This is a genomic window from Streptomyces sp. NPDC046831, from assembly GCF_040645305.1.
Classification (GTDB): Bacteria; Actinomycetota; Actinomycetes; order Streptomycetales; family Streptomycetaceae; genus Streptomyces.
The window spans coordinates 35,861-57,035 of the sequence record NZ_JBEYXZ010000040.1 but is presented as its reverse complement, the minus strand read 5'-3'; the positions used below and the strand labels follow the sequence as shown (position 1 = coordinate 57,035).

Below are 21,175 nucleotides of genomic sequence, written 5' to 3'. Positions count from 1 at the left end.
CGTCGGCGTCCTTGCCGTCCCCGAAGAACACGCCGACCGGCGCCATGTGGAAGGTGTCGCCGACGCCCATGCGCTCCGCCGCCGCCTTCAGGTGCACGTCGGAGGGCGTCATCGTCGGGTTGAGCCGGACGCCGAGCATGCGCCGGGCCTGGTCGTAGTACGGCTTCAGCTCCTCCTCCCAGTCGGTGATGTCCCGCCACTGCGGATCCTCGAAGAAGGCCTTCGGCGGCACGTAGAGGGTGTTGGCGTAGTTGAGCGAGCCGCCGCCGACTCCGGCGCCGGCCAGCACCATCACGTTGCCCAGCAGGTGGATGCGCTGGATGCCGTACATGCCGAGCTTCGGTGCCCAGAGGTAGTTCTTCAGGTCCCAGGAGTTCTTCGGCAGGCTCTCGCGGGTGAAGCGGCGGCCGGCCTCCAGCACCCCGACCCGGTAGCCCTTCTCGGTCAGGCGGAGCGCGGACACGGACCCGCCGAACCCCGATCCCACGACGACGACGTCGTAGTCGTACCCGTCCTCGTCCCGGGTCTGGACGGACTTCTCCTGTGACACGTGCTCTCCTCGTCGAGAACGGGTGCTGTCGGGGGTGATGTGCTCTAGCGGAAGCGGAACGCCTTCATCAGCCTCAGGCTGCGGCTCATGAACTCCGCGTACCTCTCGTCGTCCATGCCGAGCGACGGCGCCATCGGCAGCAGCCGCTGGTGGGCGACGGTCTGGGCCTCGGTGTACTTGAGGATGCCCTCGGAGCCGTGCCGGCGGCCCAGGCCGGAGTCCTTCATGCCCCCCATCGGTGACTGCACGCTGCCGTAGGCGGGGGCGTACCCGTCGTTGATGTTCACCGTGCCGGTGCGCAGCCGGGCGGCCACCTCGCGGCCGCGCCGGGCGTTCCTGGTCCACACGGAGGCGTTCAGGCCGTACGGCGTGGAGTTGGCCCGCTCGACGGCCTCCTCCTCGCCGGTGAAGCGGTAGACGGAGACGACCGGGCCGAAGGTCTCCTCCGTGCACACGGCCATGGGGGCCTCGACGCCGTCGAGGATGGTGGGCTCGAAGAAGTAAGGGCCGATGTCCGGGCGGGCGACGCCCCCGGCCACGACCCTGGCGCCCTTGGCGACGGCCTCCTCCACGTGCCGCTTGACGGTCTCCAGCTGCCGCTCGCCGACCAGGGATCCCATGTCGGCGCCGTACGCCAGGGACGCCCCGAGCCGCATGGCCCTGGTGCGGGCGGCGAACCGCTCCAGGAAGGCGTCCGCGATCGACTCGTGGACGTACAGCCGCTCGATGGAGATGCACAGCTGGCCCGCGGAGGAGAAGCAGGCGCGGACCGCTCCCGCGGCCGCCTTCTCGACGTCGGCGTCCTCCAGGACGAGCATGGCGTTCTTGCCGCCGAGTTCGAGGGAGACGCCGACCAGGCGGGCGGCGGCGCCCTGCGCGACCTCGCGGCCGGTGCGGGTGGAGCCGGTGAAGGACACGTAGTCGGCGTGCCGGACGACCTCCGGCCCGACGACCGGTCCGTCGCCGAGCACGACCTGGAACACCTCGGCGGGCAGCCCGGCCTCGATCAGCAGGTCGCGCGCCCACAGAGCGGTCAGGCAGGTCTCCGTGTCGGGTTTCATGACGACCGCGTTGCCCGCGGCGAAGGCGGGGAGCGCGTCGCCCACCGACAGCTCCAGGGGGTAGTTCCAGGGGGCGATCTGGCCCACGACCCCGCGCGGGTGCCGCAGTTCGGTGACGCGCGTGAGGGCCGGCATGGCGCCGGCGTGCCGCCTGGGCCTCAGGTACGCGGCCGCCCGGCGGCCGTAGTGCCGGGCCGCCACCGCGACGGCCTGCACCTCCTCGTGGGCGTGCAGCCGTGCCTTGCCGGTCTCCAGCTGGATCAGGTCGAGGACTTCCGCCTGGCGTTCGAGCACCAGGTCGTGGAAGCGGAGCAGGACGGCCGCGCGCTGCCGTACCGGCGTGCGCGCCCAGACGGCCTGGGCGGCGCGGGCCCGCCCGAAGGCGGCGGCGACGTCCTCGGGGGTGGACTCGGGCAGGTCGGCCAGTTTCTCACCGGTGTACGGCGTGTGGTTGGCGGTCCGCCCGGACCCGGCGACGCCCTTGGTGAGCCGGGCGATGAGATCGGGGGTGACCACGTCGGCGGCCGTGCGGACCCCCGCGGGGGCGGGGGCCAGGGGGTTGGTGCCGGTCTGTGCCGGGGCCTGCGAGTCCGTCATGACGCGCAGGGTATGCCGCGGCGACGGCTTTGTGTACCCGTCGGTAACGGGGATTCACGGAGTGCTCACACGCCGCCAGTGATCACTGGCAACGAATACGCTGATCAGGGCGTTGCGCGGGGGCACGACCCGCACCGGGAACGGTTCGGGCGTCCCGGATCGTTTCTGGCCCCGGGGATCGGCGGCGTTGTCGGGCCCGGGCTGCGGAGATCCCCGGCGCTCCGGACCCACCCCGTACGTCGAAGCCCCGCTCCACGGCACGGGAGCCGTACGCCGGGGACTTCCCCGGCGTCCCGGGCGCGTGCTTCCGGCTCGCGTCTCAGAGCTCGTCGAGGTCCAGGTTCCTGATCGCCGTCCGGGCCACCTCGCGGCCGCGGTCGGTGAAGTCGCCCTTGCCGGGGTAGCTCACGGTGAGCTTGTACAGGTCTCCCGCCGTGCTCTTGTAGTAGAAGAGCCGCAGCTCGCGCGGGCGCGGGTCGACGCTGTCGTCGGTGGTGTAGACGACCGTGTTCTCGGCCGCCGGCCTGCCCTGGTGGGTGGTCTGCGGCTTCGGGTCGGTCCTCGGGCCGGAGGGCATGTCCAGGCCGTAGTCCCCGGACTGCTTGTAGGTGCCGTTGTCGTCGTACATCTGGGCGGCCGCGGAGTCCTTGATCGCGCGGCCGGTGTCCTCGGCCCTCCTCGTCAGCGCGAGGGTGATCCAGACGCTGCCGCTCCAGTCGTCGTACCGGACCCAGTGGCCCTTGTCCGACGCCGGGTCCGGCACCACGCGCCGGTAGTCGGCGGGCACGGCGAGCGTCGCCGCGACGTCCTTCTCGTGGCGGGTCCGCCAGCCGTCCGGCAGCGGCCCCGCGAACGGGTCCGCGATCAGCAGGTACGCCGCCACCGCCGCGGCGACGGCCGCCGCGCCGAGCCCGAGCCACGTCCCGCGGCCCGGCCGGAACCGGCGCCGCGCGGCCCCCGGGCCGTCGGCGGGCGGCACGATCCGCGCGGGCGGCGTCGGGGCGGGCGGCTGGGCGGCGGCTTCCAGCAGGGCGCGCACCCGCGCGGCGTCGGGGCGGTGCGCCGGGTCCTTCTGGAGCAGCCCGGTGATCGCCTCGGCCAGCGGGCCCCGGGCGGCGGCCGGCGGGGCGGGCGCCGCGTTGAGCACCGACTGCAACGTGGCCGGGGTGTTGCTGCGGCGGAACGGGGAGAGGCCCTCCGTGGCCGCGTACAGCACCACGCCGAGCGACCACAGGTCCGAGGCGGGACCGGGCCGCCGGCCCAGCACCCGCTCGGGCGCGATGTACTCGGGCGAGCCGACGAAGCCGCCCGTGTCGGTCAGGCTGGTCTCGCCCTCGATCTGGGCGATGCCGAAGTCGGTGAGCACCACCCGGTCGTGCCGGCCGAGCAGTACGTTGTCCGGCTTGACGTCGCGGTGCAGGATGCCCGCCGCGTGCGCGGCCTCCAGCGCGCCGAGGACCTGCAGGCCGATCCGGGCCGCCTCGCGGGCGTCGAGGGTGCCCTCCTGGAGCGCGTCGCCGAGCGAGCGGCCGCGCACCAGCTCCATCACGATCCACGGCTGCCCGTCGACGACGGCGACGTCGTGGACGTCGACGACGGCCGGATGGTCGAGCCGGGCCGCGGCGCGGGCCTCACGGCGCATCCGCTCGAAGACGGTGGCGCGTTCGCGCTCGGGGAGGTGGTCCGGGACGCGGGGCTCCTTGACGGCGACCTCGCGGTCCACCGTCTCGTCCTTGGCCCGCCACACGGTGCCCATGCCGCCGTGCCCCAGCTTGGCCAGCAGCCGGTAGCGCCCGGCGATCAGCCGGCCGGCGCCGGGATCCGCCACGGGTGCCGCCACGGGTACCGCGTAGGGGTTGTGGGGGTGGGGGGCCGGGGCCGGTGCGTGCGGTGGCCGCGGGGACTCCGCCGGGGCGGCCGGGACCTGCGGGACCGCAGCGCCCGGCGGGTTCGGCGGTGCCTGCGGGGCCTGTGCCTGGGCGTTCGGCGGTGCCTGCGGGGCCTGCGCGTGAGACAGGTCGGGCGAAGCACGCTGGGCCCCCGGTGCCCCCGTGGCCTGCGCGTTCGGCGGTCGCAGGACGAAGCTCGTCGGCTCGTCGGCCCCGTGACGGACTCCCCCGTTGCTGCTCATGGATCCATGCATATCGCGACAGCCGCCGCCCCCTCCACCGTGGGGGACCGCCGGTCACAGACCCGTGACCCACGGCGCGGCTTATCTCCGCTTCACACCGTTATGGGAACCCGGGTCGTCCGGGTGCCCCAGTTCATCCGGAGGCGGGGACGAAGGTGCCGACCGCGACGTCGAAGTGCTCCTGGGCCTCCCGCACCTTCCCGACCGGCGCCGACACCCACACGTCGTACAGCCGCCCGTCCTGCTCCCAGCACAGGTCGTACGTGTGCCGCGGGCCCTCGGCCGTGCTGAACCCGCTCCAGGTGAACTCCCACAGGGCGGCCGGGTGCCCGCGGTGCGTGGTGGCGGTGACCCGGCCGTCGTGGTAGCCGGGGTTGGTCTCCGCTCCCCCGGCGTCCGCGCGGCGCATCGCGGCGAGCGGGCCGCCGGTCGCGGGGCCGGCCACCTTGACGCCGAGACGGAAGGCCGCGCCCGGGGATTTGTAGAAGATCCGTTCGCCCTGCGGTGCGCGGGTGAAGCCGTCCGGCACGGCGACGGAGAAGCCCGCCGGGTCCCGCACCAGGTGGTAACCGGAGGGCGCCGTCGGGGCGTTGGCGGCCGGGGAGACGGACCGGGTCACGGTGACCGTGGGGGCCGGGGCGCGGGACGACGGGGACGCCGGCGGGGAGGAGAGGGTCGGGGAAGGCGGGACGGCACCGGTGCTCGCGGACGTCCGTGGGGCCGGAGATCTCGGCGGGTCGCCGCCGGTTCCGTCGCCCTTCATCAGCAGCGCGGCCGCCGACACGCCCGCCCCGGCCATCGCGGCCACCAGCAGCGCCGTCACGAGCACGCCCCGTGTGGAGAGCCGGCCGGATTCCTCGGGCGTGTGCCGCGGTGACGTGACCGGCACCGGCCGGGGCACGTCCCGCTGCGTCGGCGTGTGGACGGGGGGCCGCTGGGGGGTGCGGCCCGAGTCCAGGAAGGCCCGCAGCATCCGCTCCGCCTCGGCCGCCTCCAGCCGCCGGTCCGGGTCACGCTCCAGCAGCCCCCGGATCACCGGCAGGATCGGGGCGGCCTGCGCGGGCGGCCGGATCTCGTCGACGACGACGGCGTGGAGGATGCCGCCCAGCGAGTCGCGCCGGAACGGCGACGCGCCGCTCAGCACCGTGCACAGCAGCGCGCCCAGCGACCACAGGTCGGACGCCGGGCCGGTTCCGGCCCCGGACATCCGCTCGGGCGCGGTGTACTCGGGCGAACCCACGAAGGACCCGGTCTCGGTGAGCGTCGTCGCGCCCGCGACCTGCGCGATCCCGAAGTCGGTGAGGACGACGCGGTCGGTACCGGCCTCCAGCAGCACGTTCGCCGGCTTGATGTCGCGGTGCAGGACACCGGCGGCGTGCGCCGTCGCCAGCGCGCTGAGCAGGGCGACGCCGATCCGGGCGGCCTCACGGGCGTCGACCGGGCCGCGCGTGGCGATCCGGTCGGCGAGCGAGCCGCCGTCGATCAGCTCCATCACCATGTAGGGGCGTTCGTCCTGCTCGACGACGTCGTGGACGACGACGATGTGCGGGTGGTGCAGCTGGGCGACCGCGCGGGCCTCGCGCAGCGTGCGGTCGCGCTGGCGCCGGGCCTCCGCCGGGGAGAGCGTCTCGTCGAGCGGGAGTTCCTTGACCGCCACGTGCCGGCCGAGCAGCTGGTCGGTCGCCCGCCACACGACGCCCATGCCGCCGCGGCCGAGCCTGGTCTCCATCCGGTACCGGCCCGCGATCACACGGCAGCCGTCCCCCTCGGTCCCCATGCGCCCCATGATGCCCCATCGGACGCCTCCCTTCCGGGGCGCCGACCAGCCAATTCACCACGACGTGTACGGCCGTTGCGACACGCCCCGGTGCGGCCCCGTCCGGCCCCGCGGCGCAGCGCCCCACCGGCGGTCCGGCCGACGCCCCGGGGCGTCCTGCCGTGGGCGCCGGACCGTTCCGTTCCGGCCGTCACGCCGGTCAGGGCGCGCCCGGCCGCCAGCTCTGCAGGACCGCCGTGAACTGCCGGCGCGTCGTCGGCCAGTCCTGCGCGGGCGAGGACATGTAGATGACGTACTCGACGCCGTCCCGCGTGATGTACGTCTGCTCGGTGGCGCGGCGCGGCCCGGGGAAGGGCGTGTCCTTCGCCAGCGCGGTCCAGGTGTACTCCCACCGCGAACCGGGCTGGTCGCGGTAGGTGTTGGCCTCGAGGGTCACCCGCCGGTAGTCGGCCAGCCGCTGCAACTGCTGCTCCAGGTCGGCCTGGTGGTCGCGAGGGTCGGCGTAGTCCGGTGAGTCGTCGACGGCTATCCGGACGAAGTGCTCGCCGCCGTCGGCGGTGTAGTCGACCTGGTGCGTGGCCTCGTCGTACACCGTGCGCTTCCAGTCCGCGCCGGGCAGGGCGATGCTGAACCCGTAGGGGTCGCTGCGGCGGACCCAGCCGTCCGGGAGGCGGCTCGCCCCGCCGGTGGCCGAAGCGGTGGGCGTGGGGCCGGGCGAGGGGGACGTGGCCGTGTGGTCGCCGCCGCGCCGGCCCTCGTCCCACTTCAGGACGACCACGGCCGTGCCGCCGCCGAACAGCGCGGCGAGGACGACCACCAGGGCCAGCGTGCGCCGGCGGCGCCGTCCGTGCGGCGGCGCGCCGTACTGCGGGCCGGCCGCGGTGGGACCGGTTCCGGCCGGACCGGTGACCTGGTGGGTGGCACCGCTCGTCCCGGGGACGGTCGCCGCCGGGAACGCGGGGCCGCCCACCGCGGTCGGACCGGTCGGCGGATGCCCGGTGCCGGCCGGGGCCGGGCCGGCCGGCGGGTGGTGGGGACGGGGCGCCGTGACCGCCGTCCGCGTGTGCGCCGCGGTGTCCCCGCGCGGGCCCGTGGCCTGCGGGGGCAGGTGGGGCCGGCCGACGCCGGGCCGCCGTCCCTCCGCGGCCTCCGCGAGCATCAGCTCGGCCTCCGCCGCCCCGGGCCGTGCGGCCGGATCCTTGCGCAGCAGGGCGGCGATGACGGGCGTGAGCGGGCCGGCGCTCCGCGGCTCGGCCGGTTCCTCGTCGACGACCGCCTGCATGGTGGTGAGCGGCGAGGTGCGGCGGAACGGCGACAGGCCCTCCACCGCCGTGTACAGCGTGGCCCCGAGCGCCCACAGGTCGGAGGCCGGGCCCGGGTCGTGGCCGCGGACGCGCTCCGGGGCCAGGTAGTCGACCGAGCCGACGACCTCGCCGGTGCGCGTGATGGTCGTGTCGCCCTCGATCTGGGCGATGCCGAAGTCGGTGAGCAGGACGCGCCCGTCGTCGGAGAGCAGCACGTTGCCGGGTTTCACGTCGCGGTGCAGCACGCCGGCGGTGTGCGCGGCGCGCAGGGCGCGCAGCACCCACAGGCCGACGCGCGCCGCCTCCCGCGGCTCCAGGCGGCCCCGTTCCTTGACGGCGTCGGCCAGGGACCGGCCCTCGACCAGTTCCATCACGATCCACGGGCGGCCGTCGTGCTCCAGTACGTCGTGCACGGTGACGACGGCGGAGTGGTTGATCCGAGCGGCCGCGCGGGCCTCCGCCCGGGTGCGCGCGAGGAGGACGGCCTGGTCGCTGTCGGAGACGTAGAGCGCGGCGGTCAGCTCCTTGATGGCGACGGCCCGGTGCAGCACCTCGTCGTGTGCGCGCCACACCCGCCCCATGCCGCCGCTGCCGATGGAGTCGGCGAGGCGGTAGCGCCCCGCGAGGAGCAGGCCCTGCATCTGATTCACGTTCCCCCGCAATGCTCTTGACAGGGTCAGACTAAGGACCGGCCCTCGCCCAGGGAACCGGCGGGGTACCACGGAGACAGCACTGTGACGGTTGTCGCTCCGGCGGCCCGGCGGGAGCGGCTCAGCCCGTGAACCGGTAGGTGGCCGCGGCCTGTTCGAACAGCCGGGTCACCTCGTCGCGCTGCGACTCGGGGCCGCGGACCTGCACCACGTGGTAGCGCCCGCCGAGCAGGATGGCGACGTTGCGCACGAACAGGTCCCGCCCGCTCGCGTCGGTCCAGGTGAACTGCCCCTCGGCCATGGTCCGTCCGCCCACCTCGATGGTCCGCAGCCCCGACGAGGTGGCCCAGCTGGAGTCGCGGTAGCCCTGCAACTCCCCTTCCTTGTCCCGCTGGTAGGCCATCGGGTCGCTGCCGAACTCGGCCGCGCTGTCCCGGCCGGGCACGACGAGGAGTTCGAAGCCGCCGTGGGAGTACACCACCTGGGCGCGGCCGTTCCTGGGCGTGCGGCTCCACCCGTCGGCCACGGCGACCTGGAAGCCCTCGGGGTCACGGCGCAGGGTGAACCCGTCGGCGACGCGCGGGTCGGTGGTCTGCGTCTCGGCCGAACCGGCCGACTGCGAGGCCCCGTCGCCGCCGGGTGCCGACCGGTCGGGCCGCGGGGCGCTGCCGGCGTCGCGGCCCGGGTCCGGTGGCGCCTCACTCGCCTCGCCGACGGCCCCGGTGCGGCCGCCGCCCTCCGTGCCGCCGTCACCGGCCTTGGGCATGAACAGCGCCGCGTACGCGATCGCCGCCGCCAGCGCGAGCAGGATGAGCAGGAGCAGGGTGCGGCCGAGGCGCCGCGGCGAGCCGGCCGGCCGTCGGTCGCGCTTGTGCCGTCCGTGGTGCGCGGGCAGCCCGGCGCGCCGCCTGCGCACCAGCTCGCCCCGGCGGCGGACGATCGGCAGCCGACTGGGGTCGGCGGGCGGGGCGGCGACGACGTGCGCGCCGGCCTCCGGCTCGGGCGCGGACCGCACCAGCGACCGCAGCCAGCCGTTGAGCTCCTCGAAGTCGATGCGCTCGGTGGGGTCCTGACGCAGCAGTGACTCCACGACCGGCCGCAGCGGGCCGCACTCCTCGGCGAAGGCGGGCGGCTCGGCGCACACCAGCTGCACCAGCTCGGCGGTCGACTCCTCCGGGTAGGGGGCGTGGCCCTGGACGGCGCGGAAGAGCAGGGCGCCGAGCGCCCACAGGTCGGTGGCGGGCCCGATGGGTGCGGCCAGCTGCCAGTTCTCGTGCACGGGCCCGGCCTGTTCCGGCGCCCAGCGTTCGGTCACCGCACCGACGACCGCCATCCGCGCCTGCCGCGCCCGCTCGGCGGCCAGCGCGGTACCCGGCCCGCGCCGGACGGGCGTCCGGGCGGCCTGCTCGTCCCACCGGCCCTGCTGGGGCACTCCGGCGCCGGGCGCGCCGTCACGTTCCGCCGCGGCCGCGAAGGCCGCGCCCCCGGTCTCCCGCCCGCCGCCGGCGAATCCGCCGGGTGCGGGCAGGGCGCCCGCGGCGGACCCGGGGCCCCCCGCGCCGCTGCCCGGGCCGGGAAGTGCCGTGCGCGCGCCGGGCCCGCCCGGGGCCGGGATCCCTCCGGCGCCGGGTGCGGAGCCGCGCCATGCCGGGCCGTGGACGCCGTGGGGGTCGACCGGCCGGCCCGGGAGCGTCGTGCCGGCGCCGGACCCGGGTGCGTACGGGGTTTCCTCGGGGCCGCCTGCTCCGCGCGGGTCGTCGCCGGGCGGCCGGCTCCCGGGCAGCGCGGCGCGCGCGCCCTGCTGGGCCTCCTGCACCCGGGCCGCCGCCCGCGCCCCGGCGCGGTAGGCGGCTATCGCGCCGGCGCGCGCCGCGCGGACGTCCGCGCCGGTCTCGGGGGAACGCCGTTCCAGGGCTCCCGCTCCGCCGCCGTACCCCGGGTCCGTCCCGGCCGCCGGTCCGCGGGCCGCGCGTGCCTCGATGGCGGCCCGCCGCGCCGCCTCGGGATCCGCGGCGGGCCCGGCCGCGCCGCCCGGCCCCGGCCCGGGCGCACCGCCGTGGCCGCCGCGCGCCTCTCCCGTGGGCTCGGGTGCGGCCGCCCACCGGGGACCGCCGCCGGAGGCCCAGCCGTCCGGGCCGCCTCCCCGGCCGCCGCCCGCCGCACCGCCGTCCCCGGACCCGCGGCCCGGCCCGGCGGCGCCCCCGGCACCGCCGAACCCGCCGTGCACGCCGTGGACCGCCGCGTCGCCGGACTGCGCCGGGTCCGCCTCGTCGTCCTGCGCCGGGACGGGGTCGTACCCGCACAGCGCCTCCTCCGCCGCGCCGACCGCGAGGCCGGTGAGCATCACCCGGCCGTCGTCGCACACGAGGACCGTGCGGGCGGTGATGTTGCGGTGCACCCAGCCGTGGGCGTGCAGCACGCGCAGCGCCGTGGCGATGTCCGAGGCGACCTCGGCGGCCCGGTACGGCGTCAGTGGCTTCTCGGCGAGCAGCGCCGCGAGCGGCCGTGCGGCGACCAGCTCGCTGACGACCCACAGCGAACCGCCCTCGGCGAACACGTCGAAGACCTGGTCGAGCCGGGGGTGGTCGGGGATGCGGGCCGCGGCCTGCGCCGCCTCGACCGCCCGCCGGACGGCCGGGTCGGCCGGGCGCCGCGTGGCCGTCCGGGCCGGGGGCCGCCGGGAGAGGCCGTCACGCGCCGTGAAGCCGGCGGGCAGCCCGTCCGCGTCGAGCACCTCGGCCTCGACCACCTCCGGCAACGGCACCTGCCGGATGAGGACTTCCTGCCCGCTATAGGTGTCGAAGGCCCGGGTCTCGGTGAGCTCGTACTCGTCGGAGGGCGGCAGCGGCAGGCGGTAGCGGTCGGCGAGTACCCGACCCGCATAGTCGTCCACGTTGCCTCCCCCGGCCGCCAGGTCGGTCAGTTCCGTTCGCCATGCGTCCCGTTCCGGCTGCGTACGGTCCGCGACCCCTCACGATACGTGCCGGAGGCAACCCGGAATGAGCGGATGACACATCTCCTTTCCCGAACTCGCGGGCGAATTCGGAGCCGGGCGCGGCGAGCGGTCGCCGGCCCGGCCGGCTCAGGACTTCGGCCTGAAGGTGTTCGCCAGCGTCTGCCAGGTCTTCTGGCGCAGGTCGCTGTCCCAGGTCGCGGCCTTGGCCGTGTACATCAGGGCGTGCCCGAGGTGGTCGTTCACCACGAACCCGCGGTCGATGGTCCGGTAGCTGGTCCCGCCGTCGGCGTAGGTGAACTCCCAGTCGGCCGTCTTCCAGCTCCGGTACTCGACCTCCTCTATGCGGATGCGCCGGTACTCGGAGCGCACCATGTACCGCTCCTGGTTCTTCCAGTCGGCGACCGGGTCGCCCTTCGGCGCGGACGTCCAGGCGACCAGCAGCTTCTGCCCGTCGGGGCCGGTGAAGCGGGCTCCCGCACTGTCCGTGGCCGCGTACTTCCACCCCGCGGGCAGGCCGATCGAGAAGCCCTGGCCGGCCTTGTACGTCGACGCCACCGGGGCGCCCGCGCCGGAGCCGGAGCCGCCCGGACCGGAGCCGGAGGTGCCCGAGCCGGCGTCGTCGTCGCCGGAGACGCTCGGGCCGGTGCCCGTGCCGCCGGTGGAGCCGCTCGCCGTCGCGGAGCCGGACGGGGTGCCGTCCGTCCGTGTCGCGCCGTTCCCGTCCTCCTTGGTGGAGGCGCCCGGGGAGGGGCCCGCCGTGCCGGAGGTGCCCGCCGCGCTGCCCGGGCCGCCCTTCGAGCCGCCGTCGTCACCGCCGCCCAGCACGAGGGCGAGCACGGTGCCGAGGACGGCGAGCGCCACGACCACCGCGATGATCACCAGCGTCCGCCGCGGGACCACGTCGGTGAGCGGCGCCTTCGGAGCCGGACGCGGGGGCAGGTCCGGCGGCGTCACCACGGGCCAGCCCGAACTGGTGCGCCCGGAGCCGGTCCCGGTCCCGTCCGTGCCCGGCTCGCCGGCGCCGGACGACGTGGCGGAGCCGTTCCGCCCGCCGGACGCGGACGGTGCCGGGGATCCGGTGGACTCGGCACCGGAGGTGCCCTCGGCGGCCGCTGAACCGGCGCTCCGGGACCCGGGCTCCGCGGACCCGGCGCGGTCCGTGGCCGCCGCGCCCGCCGCGCCGCCCGCCACGGCGGCCTTGCGCACGGACCGCAGCGCGCCGCGCAGCCGCTCGGCGGCCTCCTCGCCCCGCTTGCCGCCGGTGCCCGAAGTCCCCTTGTCCGCACGCCCGTCGGGCTGTGCGGGCAGCGGTACCACCCTGGTGGCGTCCGCGGGCGGCTCGGCGTCCGTCCCGGGCGCGTCGAGGACGGCCTTCAGCAGGGCGCGGGCTCCCGCGTCGTCGAGGCGCTGGGCCGGGTCCTTGGTGAGCAGCCCGTGGATGACGTCCCGCAGCGGGCCGGCGTTCTTCGGCTCCTCCAGGGGCTCGGTCATCACCGCGGTCAGGGTGGCGATCGCCGAGCCCTTGTCGTACGGGGGCGAACCCTCGACCGCGGCGTACAGCAGGCCGCCGAGGGACCACAGGTCGGCCGCCGGGCCGGGCTTGTGGCCGCGGGCCCGCTCCGGGGAGATGTAGGAGGGCGCTCCGACGAGCATGCCGGTGGACGTGATGGACGGGTCACCCTCGACCTGCGCGATGCCGAAATCGGTCAGCACGACCCGGCCGTCCTCGGCGATCAGCACGTTCGACGGCTTCACGTCACGGTGCAGGATGCCCTGGCGGTGCGCGGAGCGCAGGACGTCGAGGATGGCGAGCCCGACCTCCGCCGCGCGCCGCGGCTCCAGCACGCCGTCCTCGCGGATGACCTCGGCGAGGGACTTGCCCTCGACGAGCTCCATCACGATCCACGGCCGGTCGTCCTCGTCGACCACGTCGAAGACCGTCACCGCACTCGTGTTGCGGATCCGGGCGATGGCCTTGGCCTCGCGCAGCGTGCGCGTGATCAGGCGGCGCTTCTCCTCCTCGTCGATGTTCGACGGGAACCGCAGCTCCTTGACCGCGACCGTGCGGCCCAGGGTCTCGTCCTCGGCCCGCCACACCGTGCCCATGCCGCCCCGGCCGAGCACGTCTCCCAGCCGGTACCGCCCGGCGAGAAGACGCTGCTCGCTCTTGTCCTGACGAGTCTCCTGACGGGATGTCCCCGCCCGCTCCGCCTCCGACATGCGTCCCCTCATGCAACCCGCCCTGACAGAGCCTCCATTGTCCCTCACCCGACAAGTGCCCGACGCCCAGGGGGCCCCTGGTGCGGCGCCTTCGCGAGGGCGAACGGCCGCACGGGCGTGCGGAGATGACGGGCCGTGACAAGTGGAGAGCCATGGGTGCCGACGCATCGGACACTTCTGGCATTACCGTACCGCCGGCGAGACGCCGGGGCGGACGGACCGCCGGGCCCGAACGTGTCCGCCCGGGCCGCGCAACGGCGAACGAAGGACCGGAAGAAGGTGCCTACAGCGGCACGATGTCCGGTGCCCCCAGCCGGGCCGCGTCGGCGGTCAGGTCGTCCGGCTGGCGCTGCGACTCCCGCTCGGCCTCCACCCGCTTCTCGTAGTGCGCGACCTCGCGCTCGACCTGGCCCTTGTCCCAGCCCAGCACCGGCGCCATCAACTGCGCGGCCTCACGCGCGCTGCGCGTGCCCCGGTCGAAGGTCTCGATGGAGATGCGGGTCCGCCGGGTCAGCACGTCGTCGAGGTGGCGTGCGCCCTCGTGCGAGGCGGCGTAGACGACCTCGGCGCGCAGGTAGTCGTCGGCCCCCGGCAGGGGCGCGCCCAGCGACGGGTCGCCGGCTATGAGGTCGAGGACCTCCTGGGCCGCCGTCCCGTACCGGTTCAGCAGGTGCTCCACGCGCACGACGTGGAGGCCGGCCTCGGCGGCGATGCGGGCCCGCGCGTTCCACATCGCCCGGTAGCCCTCCGCGCCCAGCAGCGGGACGTCCTCGGTGACGCAGTCGGCGACCCGCATGTCGAGTCCGTGCACGGCCTCGTCCACCGCGTCCTTGGCCATCACCCGGTAGGTGGTGTACTTGCCGCCCGCGACCACCACGAGCCCGGGGGCCGGGTGGGCGACGGTGTGCTCGCGCGACAGCTTGCTGGTGGCGTCGGACTCGCCCGCGAGCAGGGGCCGCAGCCCGGCGTACACACCCTCGACGTCGTCGCGGCCGAGCGGCACCGCGAGCACCGAGTTGACGTGCTGGAGCAGGTAGTCGATGTCCGCGCTGGACGCGGCCGGGTGCGCCTTGTCGAGGTCCCAGTCGGTGTCGGTGGTGCCGATGATCCAATGCCGGCCCCAGGGGATGACGAACAGCACGGACTTCTCGGTGCGCAGGATCAGCCCGGTGGTGGAGTTGATCCGGTCGCGGGGCACGACCAGGTGGACGCCCTTGGAGGCCCGCACGTGGAACTGGCCGCGCTCCCCCACCATCGCCTGGGTGTCGTCGGTCCACACGCCGGTGGCGTTGACGATCTGCTTGGCGCGGACCTGGTACTCGGCGCCGCTCTCCACGTCCCGGACGGTGGCGCCGACGACGCGCTCGCCCTCGCGCAGGAAACCGGTCACCCGGGCCCGGTTCGCGACCTTGGCGCCGTAGGAGGCCGCGGTGCGCACCAGCACGGCGACAAAGCGGGCGTCGTCGACCTGGGCGTCGTAGTACTGCAGCGCGCCCACCAGGGCGTCCTTCTTCAAGCACGGGGCGACGCGCAGGGCGTGACGGCGGGTCAGGTGCCGGTGCAGGGGCAGGCCGCGGCCGTGACCGCGGGCCATCGACATCACGTCGTACAGCGCGACGCCGGAACCCGCGTACAGCCGCTCCCAGACGGCGTGCTGGAGCGGGTAGAGGAACGGGACCGGCTTGACCAGATGCGGTGCGAGGCGCTCCAGCAGCAGGCCGCGCTCCTTCAGTGCCTCCCGGACGAGCGCGAAGTCCAGCATCTCCAGATAGCGCAGTCCGCCGTGGATGAGCTTGCTGGACCTGCTCGACGTGCCCGACGCCCAGTCGCGCGCCTCGACCAGGCCCGTGGACAGACCACGCGTCACGGCGTCGAGCGCCGTGCCCGCGCCGACCACGCCCGCGCCCACGACCAGCACGTCCAGCTCCCGCTCGGCCATTCCCGCCAGGGACTCGGCGCGCTGCGCCGGCCCCAGTGTCGCTGTCCTCACCGCTGCCTCCCGCTGTCGGTCGCGCCGGCCGCGCCCCTCGGGCGTGACCCCGTCCCCTTCCCTGCCCAAATTCTGACCTTGTTGCCCCGCTTCGGCCACCAGTCACCCCCAGCCTGTGGACAACCCGGTCCCGGCTCCGCGAGAAACACGCTGGTCAATCCCGCAAAACGGTCATATTTACTCCTAGTCTGACATTGCGCTCGCTCACCCTGTCCACCGGGCTGGCGCATCTGCCCCGCCTCGGTTATTGGGAAGGACGGCCCACGCCATGCCCGCAGACCTCGCCGTCATCGGACTCGGTCCTCTCGGCCTGCCCCTGGCCCAGGCCGCCGTGACCGCCGGCATCACCACCCTCGGCTACCGGACCGGGCCCGAGTACGGCGCCCTCAGCCCCGCCGAGCTGCGCCGGATGCTGTCCGGGGGCTTCCGGCACGCCACCAACCCCGCCGACCTCGGCCGCGTGCGCACCGCGGTGATCTGCGCGCCGACCCCGCGCGGCGCGGACGGCGGGTTCGACCTCGGCCAGGTCGAGGCGGCCGCCCGCGCCCTGGCGGCGCGCCTGCGCCCGCACACCACCGTGATCCTGGAGTCCCCCGTCCTCCCCGGGACGACGGAGGACTTCCTGCGGCCGCTGCTGGAGGAGGGCTCGGGCCTGCGCGCGGGCCGCGACTTCCACCTCGCCTACTCGCCGAGCCGCGTCGACCCGGGCAGCCGCGACGCCACCCCGGCCGGCACCCCCAAGGTGATCGGCGGCCTGACCCCGGCCTGCACCGAGTCCGCCGCCGCCTTCTACGGGCGGCTCACCGACAAGGTGGTGCGCGCGCGGGGGCTCCGGGAGGCGGAGACGGTGCAGCTGCTGGAGACGAACTTCCGGCACGTGAACATCGCCCTGGTCAACGAGATGGCGGTGCTGTGCCACGAACTGGGCGTCGACCTGTGGGACGTCATCCGCTGCGCGGAGACCAAGCCGTTCGGCTTCCACGCCTTCCGTCCCGGGCCCGGCGTCGGCGGCCACGGCGTCCCGCAGGACCTGGCCGGGCGCGCCGGCCGCTCCCTGCGCATGGTGGAGCTGGCGCAGGAGGTCAACGGCAGGATGCCGCGGTACGTCGTCGGGCGCGCCGCCGCACTGCTCAACGAGCACGGCAAGTCCGCCCGCGGGGCGCGCGTCCTGCTGCTGGGCGTCACCTACAAGCCCGACCTCGCCGACCTGGAGGGCACGCCCGCCCACGAGATCGCGGTCCGGCTCATGGAGCTCGGCGCCTGCGTCAGCTACCACGACCCCCACGTCCCCGCCTGGAGCGTCCTGGAGCGCCCCGTCCCGCGTGCCGACTCCCTGTACGAGGCGGTGGCCGACGCCGACCTGACGATCCTGGTCCAGCACCACCGCACCTACGACCTGCAGGGCCTGTCGGTGAAGGCGCAGCTGCTCCTCGACACGCGGGGGGCCACACCCACGGGGGCGGCGCACCGGTTGTGAGGAAGGACGCGCGGGGCGCCCGGATCCGTGCGGCCGCCGGCGCGCGGGGGTGCCCGGACCGCTGAGGGCCGCCGGCGCGCGGCCGAGCCCCGGGACGGACGCCCGGGCTCACCATCGGGGTTCGGGCCGCGCGGGCCGCCGCTCGGCCGCCGGGCGCACTACGCCGGGCGGATCGCCGGCTCGGACGCCGGACACGCCGAGGGGCCCGGCCGCTCACCACCGTGAGCGGCCGGGCCCCTCGGCCGGCTCAGTGCGGCGTCACCGCCGGTGCTGCGAGTCCGCCACCGTGACCTCGACGCGCTGGAACTCCTTGAGCTCGCTGTAGCCGGTCGTGGCCATGGCGCGGCGCAGGGCGCCGAAGAAGTTCATCGAGCCGTCGGGGATGCGGGACGGGCCGGTGAGGACCTCCTCGATCGTGCCGACCGTGCCGAGGTCGACCTTCTTGCCCCGCGGCAGCTCCTCGTTGACGGCCTCCATGCCCCAGTGGTGGCCCCTGCCGGGCGCGTCCGTGGCGCGGGCCAGCGGGGAGCCCATCATGACGGCGTCGGCTCCGCAGGCGATCGCCTTGGGCAGGTCGCCGGACCAGCCGACGCCGCCGTCCGCGATGACGTGCACGTAGCGGCCGCCGGACTCGTCCATGTAGTCGCGGCGCGCGGCGGCCACGTCGGCCACGGCCGTGGCCATCGGCACCTGGATGCCGAGCACGTTGCGCGTGGTGTGCGCGGCGCCGCCGCCGAAGCCGACCAGGACGCCGGCCGCACCGGTGCGCATCAGGTGCAGGGCGGCGGTGTACGTGGCGCAGCCGCCGACGATCACCGGCACGTCGAGCTCGTAGATGAACTGCTTCAGGTTGAGCGGTTCGTGCGAGGACGACACGTGCTCGGCGGAGACGGTCGTGCCGCGGATGACGAAGAGGTCCACGCCCGCGTCCACCACGGCCTTGGAGAACTGCGCCGTGCGCTGCGGGGACAGCGCGGCCGCGGTGACCACGCCCGCCTCCCGCACCTCCTTGATGCGCGCGCCGATCAGCTCCTCCTTGACGGGAGCCTCGTAGATCTCCTGCAGCCGCCGGGTCGCGGACTCGGCGGGCAGTTCGGCGATCTCGTCGAGCAGCGGCTGCGGGTCCTCGTACCGGGTCCACAGGCCCTCGAGGTTCAGCACGCCCAGGCCGCCGAGCCTGCCGATGCGGATGGCGGTGGCCGGGGAGACGACGGAATCCATGGGGGCGGCCAGGAACGGCAGCTCGAAGCGGTAGGCGTCGATCTGCCAGGCGATCGAGACCTCCTTCGGGTCCCGCGTACGGCGGCTGGGGACGACGGCGATGTCGTCGAAGGCGTACGCCCGGCGGCCGCGCTTGCCGCGCCCGATCTCGATCTCAGTCACGTCTGTGGCCTTTCCCTGATGCGTTTCAGCGTCTTCCAGTATCGCCGACCGGTGCGGCGGCGGGCCTGCGCAGGGGGCACGGCGCCCCTCGCGCGGCAACGGCGAGGGCGGCCCCGGAGACTTCCGGAGCCGCCCTCGGAGCACTGGGTTCCGCGCGCGGGGCACCCCCCGCGCGCGGGTCCGTCACTGCCTGCCGCTGTAGTTCGGCGCCTCGACCGTCATCTGGATGTCGTGCGGGTGGCTCTCCTTCAGACCCGCCGAGGTGATCCGCACGAACCGGCCGTTGGCCTGCAGCTCCGGGACCGTCCTGCCGCCGACGTAGAACATCGACTGGCGCAGGCCGCCGACCAGCTGGTGGACGACGGAGGACAGCGGGCCGCGGTAGGGCACCTGGCCCTCGATGCCCTCGGGGATCAGCTGCTCGTCGGAGGCGACGCCCTCCTGGAAGTAGCGGTCCTTGGAGAACGACTTGCGGTCGCCGCGGGTCTGCATGGCGCCCAGGGAGCCCATGCCGCGGTACGACTTGAACTGCTTGCCGTTGATGAACAGCAGCTCGCCCGGCGACTCCTCGCAGCCCGCGAGCAGCGAGCCCAGCATCACCGTGTCGGCGCCGGCGACCAGGGCCTTGGCGATGTCACCGGAGTACTGCAGGCCGCCGTCGCCGATGACCGGGACACCGGCCTCCTTCGCGGCGAGCGAGGCCTCGTAGATGGCGGTCACCTGCGGGACGCCGATGCCGGCGACCACGCGGGTGGTGCAGATGGAACCGGGGCCCACACCGACCTTGATGCCGTCGGCGCCCGCGTCGACGAGTGCCTGGGCGCCGTCGCGCGTGGCGACGTTGCCGCCGATGACGTCGACGCCGGAGGAGTTCGACTTGATCTTGGCGATCATTTCGCCGACCAGGCGGGAGTGGCCGTGCGCGGTGTCGACGACGATGAAGTCGACGCCCGCCTCGATCAGCGCCTGGGCGCGCTCGAAGGCGTCACCGGCCACGCCGACCGCCGCGCCGACGAGGAGGCGGCCCTCGGCGTCCTTGGCGGCGCGCGGGTACTTCTCCGCCTTGACGAAGTCCTTGACCGTGATCAGGCCCTTGAGGACGCCCTCGTCGTCGACCAGCGGCAGCTTCTCGATCTTGTGCCGGCGCAGCAGCTCCATGGCGTCCTGCCCGGAGATGCCGACCTTGCCGGTGACCAGCGGCATCGGCGTCATGACCTCGCGCACCTGACGGCTGCGGTCCGTCTCGAAGGCCATGTCGCGGTTGGTGACGATGCCGAGGAGCTTCTTGCCGCCGTCGGTGACCGGCACGCCGCTGATGCGGAACTTGGCGCACAGCGCGTCGGCCTCGGCGAGGGTGGCGTCCGGGTGGATCGTGATGGGGTCGGTGACCATGCCGGACTCGGACCGCTTCACCAGGTCGACCTGGTTGGCCTGGTCCTCGATGGACAGGTTGCGGTGCAGCACGCCGACACCGCCCTGGCGGGCCATCGCGATCGCCATGCGGGATTCGGTCACCTTGTCCATGGCGGCGGACAGCAGCGGGATGTTGACCCGCACGTTCTTGGAGACGTACGAGGCGGTGTCGATCTCGTCGGGTGCCATGTCCGACGGGCCCGGCAGCAGCAGCACGTCGTCGTAGGTCAGCCCGAGTGTCGCGAATTTCTCGGGCACTCCGTCGACGTTGGCAGTCATGACACCTTCCCCAAATGGCCTTGATCGGTGCGGATGTCCATGCTAACGGGAAGCGCGGCTGGCTCATTCCACGGTTCCGGAGGACGCCCGGCTTCGTATGTTCGTACGGAACGGGGCGGGCGCCCGTTCACTGGTGCCCCACCCGCCGGTGCCGCGCGGGCTGTTGCCGCGGCCTCTACTGTTCCGCGAGCGCCCGCAGTCGGCTGAGCGCCCTGTGCTGGGCAACCCGCACGGCCCCCGGTGACATTCCCAACATCTGGCCCGTTTCCTCCGCGGTCAGTCCCACGGCGATGCGCAGCAGGAGCAGCTCACGCTGGTTCTCGGGCAGGTTGGCCAGCAGTTTCTTGGCCCACTCGGCGTCGCTGCTGAGCAGGGCGCGCTCCTCCGGGCCCAGGGAGTCGTCGGGGCGCTCGGGCATCTCGTCGGACGGCACGGCCGTCGAACCGGGGTGCCGCATGGCCGCGCGCTGCAGGTCGGCGACCTTGTGGGCGGCGATCGCGAAGACGAACGCCTCGAACGGGCGGCCGGTGTCCCGGTAGCGCGGCAGGGCGAGCAGGACGGCCACGCAGACCTCCTGGGCGAGGTCCTCGACGAAGTGCCGGGCGTCGCCCGGCAGCCGCGTCAGACGGCTGCGGCAGTAGCGCAGCGCCAGCGGGTGGACGCGGGCGAGCAGATCGTGCGTGGCCTGCTCGTCCCCGTCGACGGCGCGGTGGACGAGTGCTCCGATCGCCCCCTGGGCACGTGCCGCCTCGTCCTCGCGCATCGGTCCATGGTGCCTTGGCGTCGTTCCCTCCGTGGCACCGCCTCCGTGGTTGTGCACCGAAGCGTTATGAGCAGGTGCGCCGGAAGTCATCCTGTGCGCCCTCCCCTTCCGCTCGACCGACTCGTTCCCGAGGAACTCCACACCTCAAGGATGCGGCATCCGCGACGAAACGAGCAGCGGGCGCCCGTCGGGCCGCTGCGCCCGGGCGCGGACTGCGAGAGGACGCGGCGGCGGTTCGCGGGGGTGCCGCCGAGCCGACGACAGCGGTGCGCGGGGCTTCCACCGAGCCGACGGCGGCGGCGCCCACCGGCGGACCGACGTCGACGCGCGCCGGCCGGCCGACGTCGTCGCGGGCGCCGCGACCTGCGGCGACGCACTCGGCAGCGGCACGGCCGCCCACGGGACCGCGGGGTCCGGCACGCCGGCTCCCGGAGGCCCGGCCCGTCGCGGCGCCGCGGACGGCGCACGCCTTCCGGATGGTCGCCGGCTCACGGACTCGGGGTGACCGGGACGCTCCCCCACACTCGCCCCGCGGCGCGTGGGGGGTGCCGTCACGTCGCGGCCCGCCCGGGCCGAAGACGTCCCGCCGCCGGGCTGCCGCCCGGTCCGTCGCCCGTCGCACCG

General features: G+C 74.9%; 12 protein-coding genes. 1 reads left to right on the top strand and 11 read right to left on the bottom strand.

Annotated elements, in window-relative coordinates; genetic code table 11:
* From ABZ920_RS26725 to ABZ920_RS26690, 8 genes are all read right to left on the bottom strand, one after another.
* On the bottom strand, positions 1 to 550 hold a 550-nt coding region (locus ABZ920_RS26725), incomplete at its 3' end, for an NAD(P)-binding protein (protein ID WP_361509996.1).
* Between the two features lie 44 nt (positions 551 to 594).
* Positions 595 to 2,208, bottom strand: a complete 1,614-nt coding sequence (locus tag ABZ920_RS26720) for a succinic semialdehyde dehydrogenase (protein WP_361509994.1) — start codon at positions 2,206 to 2,208, stop codon at positions 595 to 597.
* A 319-nt stretch (positions 2,209 to 2,527) separates the two neighbouring features.
* A complete protein-coding gene (locus ABZ920_RS26715; protein ID WP_361509991.1) occupies positions 2,528 to 4,339 on the bottom strand; it encodes a serine/threonine-protein kinase in 1,812 nt (603 codons plus the stop codon).
* A gap of 133 nt (positions 4,340 to 4,472) precedes the next feature.
* Positions 4,473 to 6,116, bottom strand: coding sequence for a serine/threonine-protein kinase (locus ABZ920_RS26710; RefSeq protein ID WP_361509988.1), 1,644 nt, complete (start codon positions 6,114 to 6,116; stop codon positions 4,473 to 4,475).
* A gap of 199 nt (positions 6,117 to 6,315) precedes the next feature.
* Positions 6,316 to 8,061, bottom strand: a complete 1,746-nt coding sequence (locus ABZ920_RS26705) for a protein kinase (RefSeq protein WP_361510009.1) — start codon at positions 8,059 to 8,061, stop codon at positions 6,316 to 6,318.
* A gap of 130 nt (positions 8,062 to 8,191) precedes the next feature.
* A complete protein-coding gene (locus ABZ920_RS26700) occupies positions 8,192 to 10,963 on the bottom strand; it encodes a protein kinase (protein WP_361509985.1) in 2,772 nt (923 codons plus the stop codon).
* A gap of 189 nt (positions 10,964 to 11,152) precedes the next feature.
* Positions 11,153 to 13,246, bottom strand: coding sequence for a serine/threonine-protein kinase (locus ABZ920_RS26695; protein WP_361510006.1), 2,094 nt, complete (start codon positions 13,244 to 13,246; stop codon positions 11,153 to 11,155).
* A 283-nt stretch (positions 13,247 to 13,529) separates the two neighbouring features.
* Entirely contained in the window at positions 13,530 to 15,236 is a 1,707-nt protein-coding gene (locus ABZ920_RS26690; protein ID WP_361509984.1) for a glycerol-3-phosphate dehydrogenase/oxidase, read from the bottom strand.
* A gap of 268 nt (positions 15,237 to 15,504) precedes the next feature.
* Between ABZ920_RS26690 and ABZ920_RS26685 the strand changes: the two genes are divergently transcribed.
* Positions 15,505 to 16,713 carry a nucleotide sugar dehydrogenase gene (locus ABZ920_RS26685; RefSeq protein ID WP_361509982.1) on the top strand — a complete coding sequence of 403 codons (1,209 nt, stop codon included), beginning with the start codon at positions 15,505 to 15,507 and terminating at the stop codon, positions 16,711 to 16,713.
* Between the two features lie 258 nt (positions 16,714 to 16,971).
* On the opposite strand, the gene ABZ920_RS26680 is transcribed toward ABZ920_RS26685, so the two are convergent.
* From ABZ920_RS26680 to ABZ920_RS26670, 3 genes are all read right to left on the bottom strand, one after another.
* On the bottom strand, positions 16,972 to 18,096 hold the full coding sequence (locus tag ABZ920_RS26680; RefSeq protein ID WP_361509980.1) for a GuaB3 family IMP dehydrogenase-related protein: 1,125 nt from the start codon (positions 18,094 to 18,096) through the stop codon (positions 16,972 to 16,974).
* 183 nt (positions 18,097 to 18,279) lie between these two features.
* On the bottom strand, positions 18,280 to 19,788 hold the full coding sequence (gene guaB / locus ABZ920_RS26675) for an IMP dehydrogenase (RefSeq protein WP_361509977.1): 1,509 nt from the start codon (positions 19,786 to 19,788) through the stop codon (positions 18,280 to 18,282).
* A gap of 175 nt (positions 19,789 to 19,963) precedes the next feature.
* Positions 19,964 to 20,551: a sigma-70 family RNA polymerase sigma factor gene (locus tag ABZ920_RS26670; RefSeq protein WP_361509974.1), complete on the bottom strand. Its 588-nt coding sequence runs from the start codon at positions 20,549 to 20,551 to the stop codon at positions 19,964 to 19,966.
* Positions 20,552 to 21,175 lie beyond the last annotated feature (624 nt).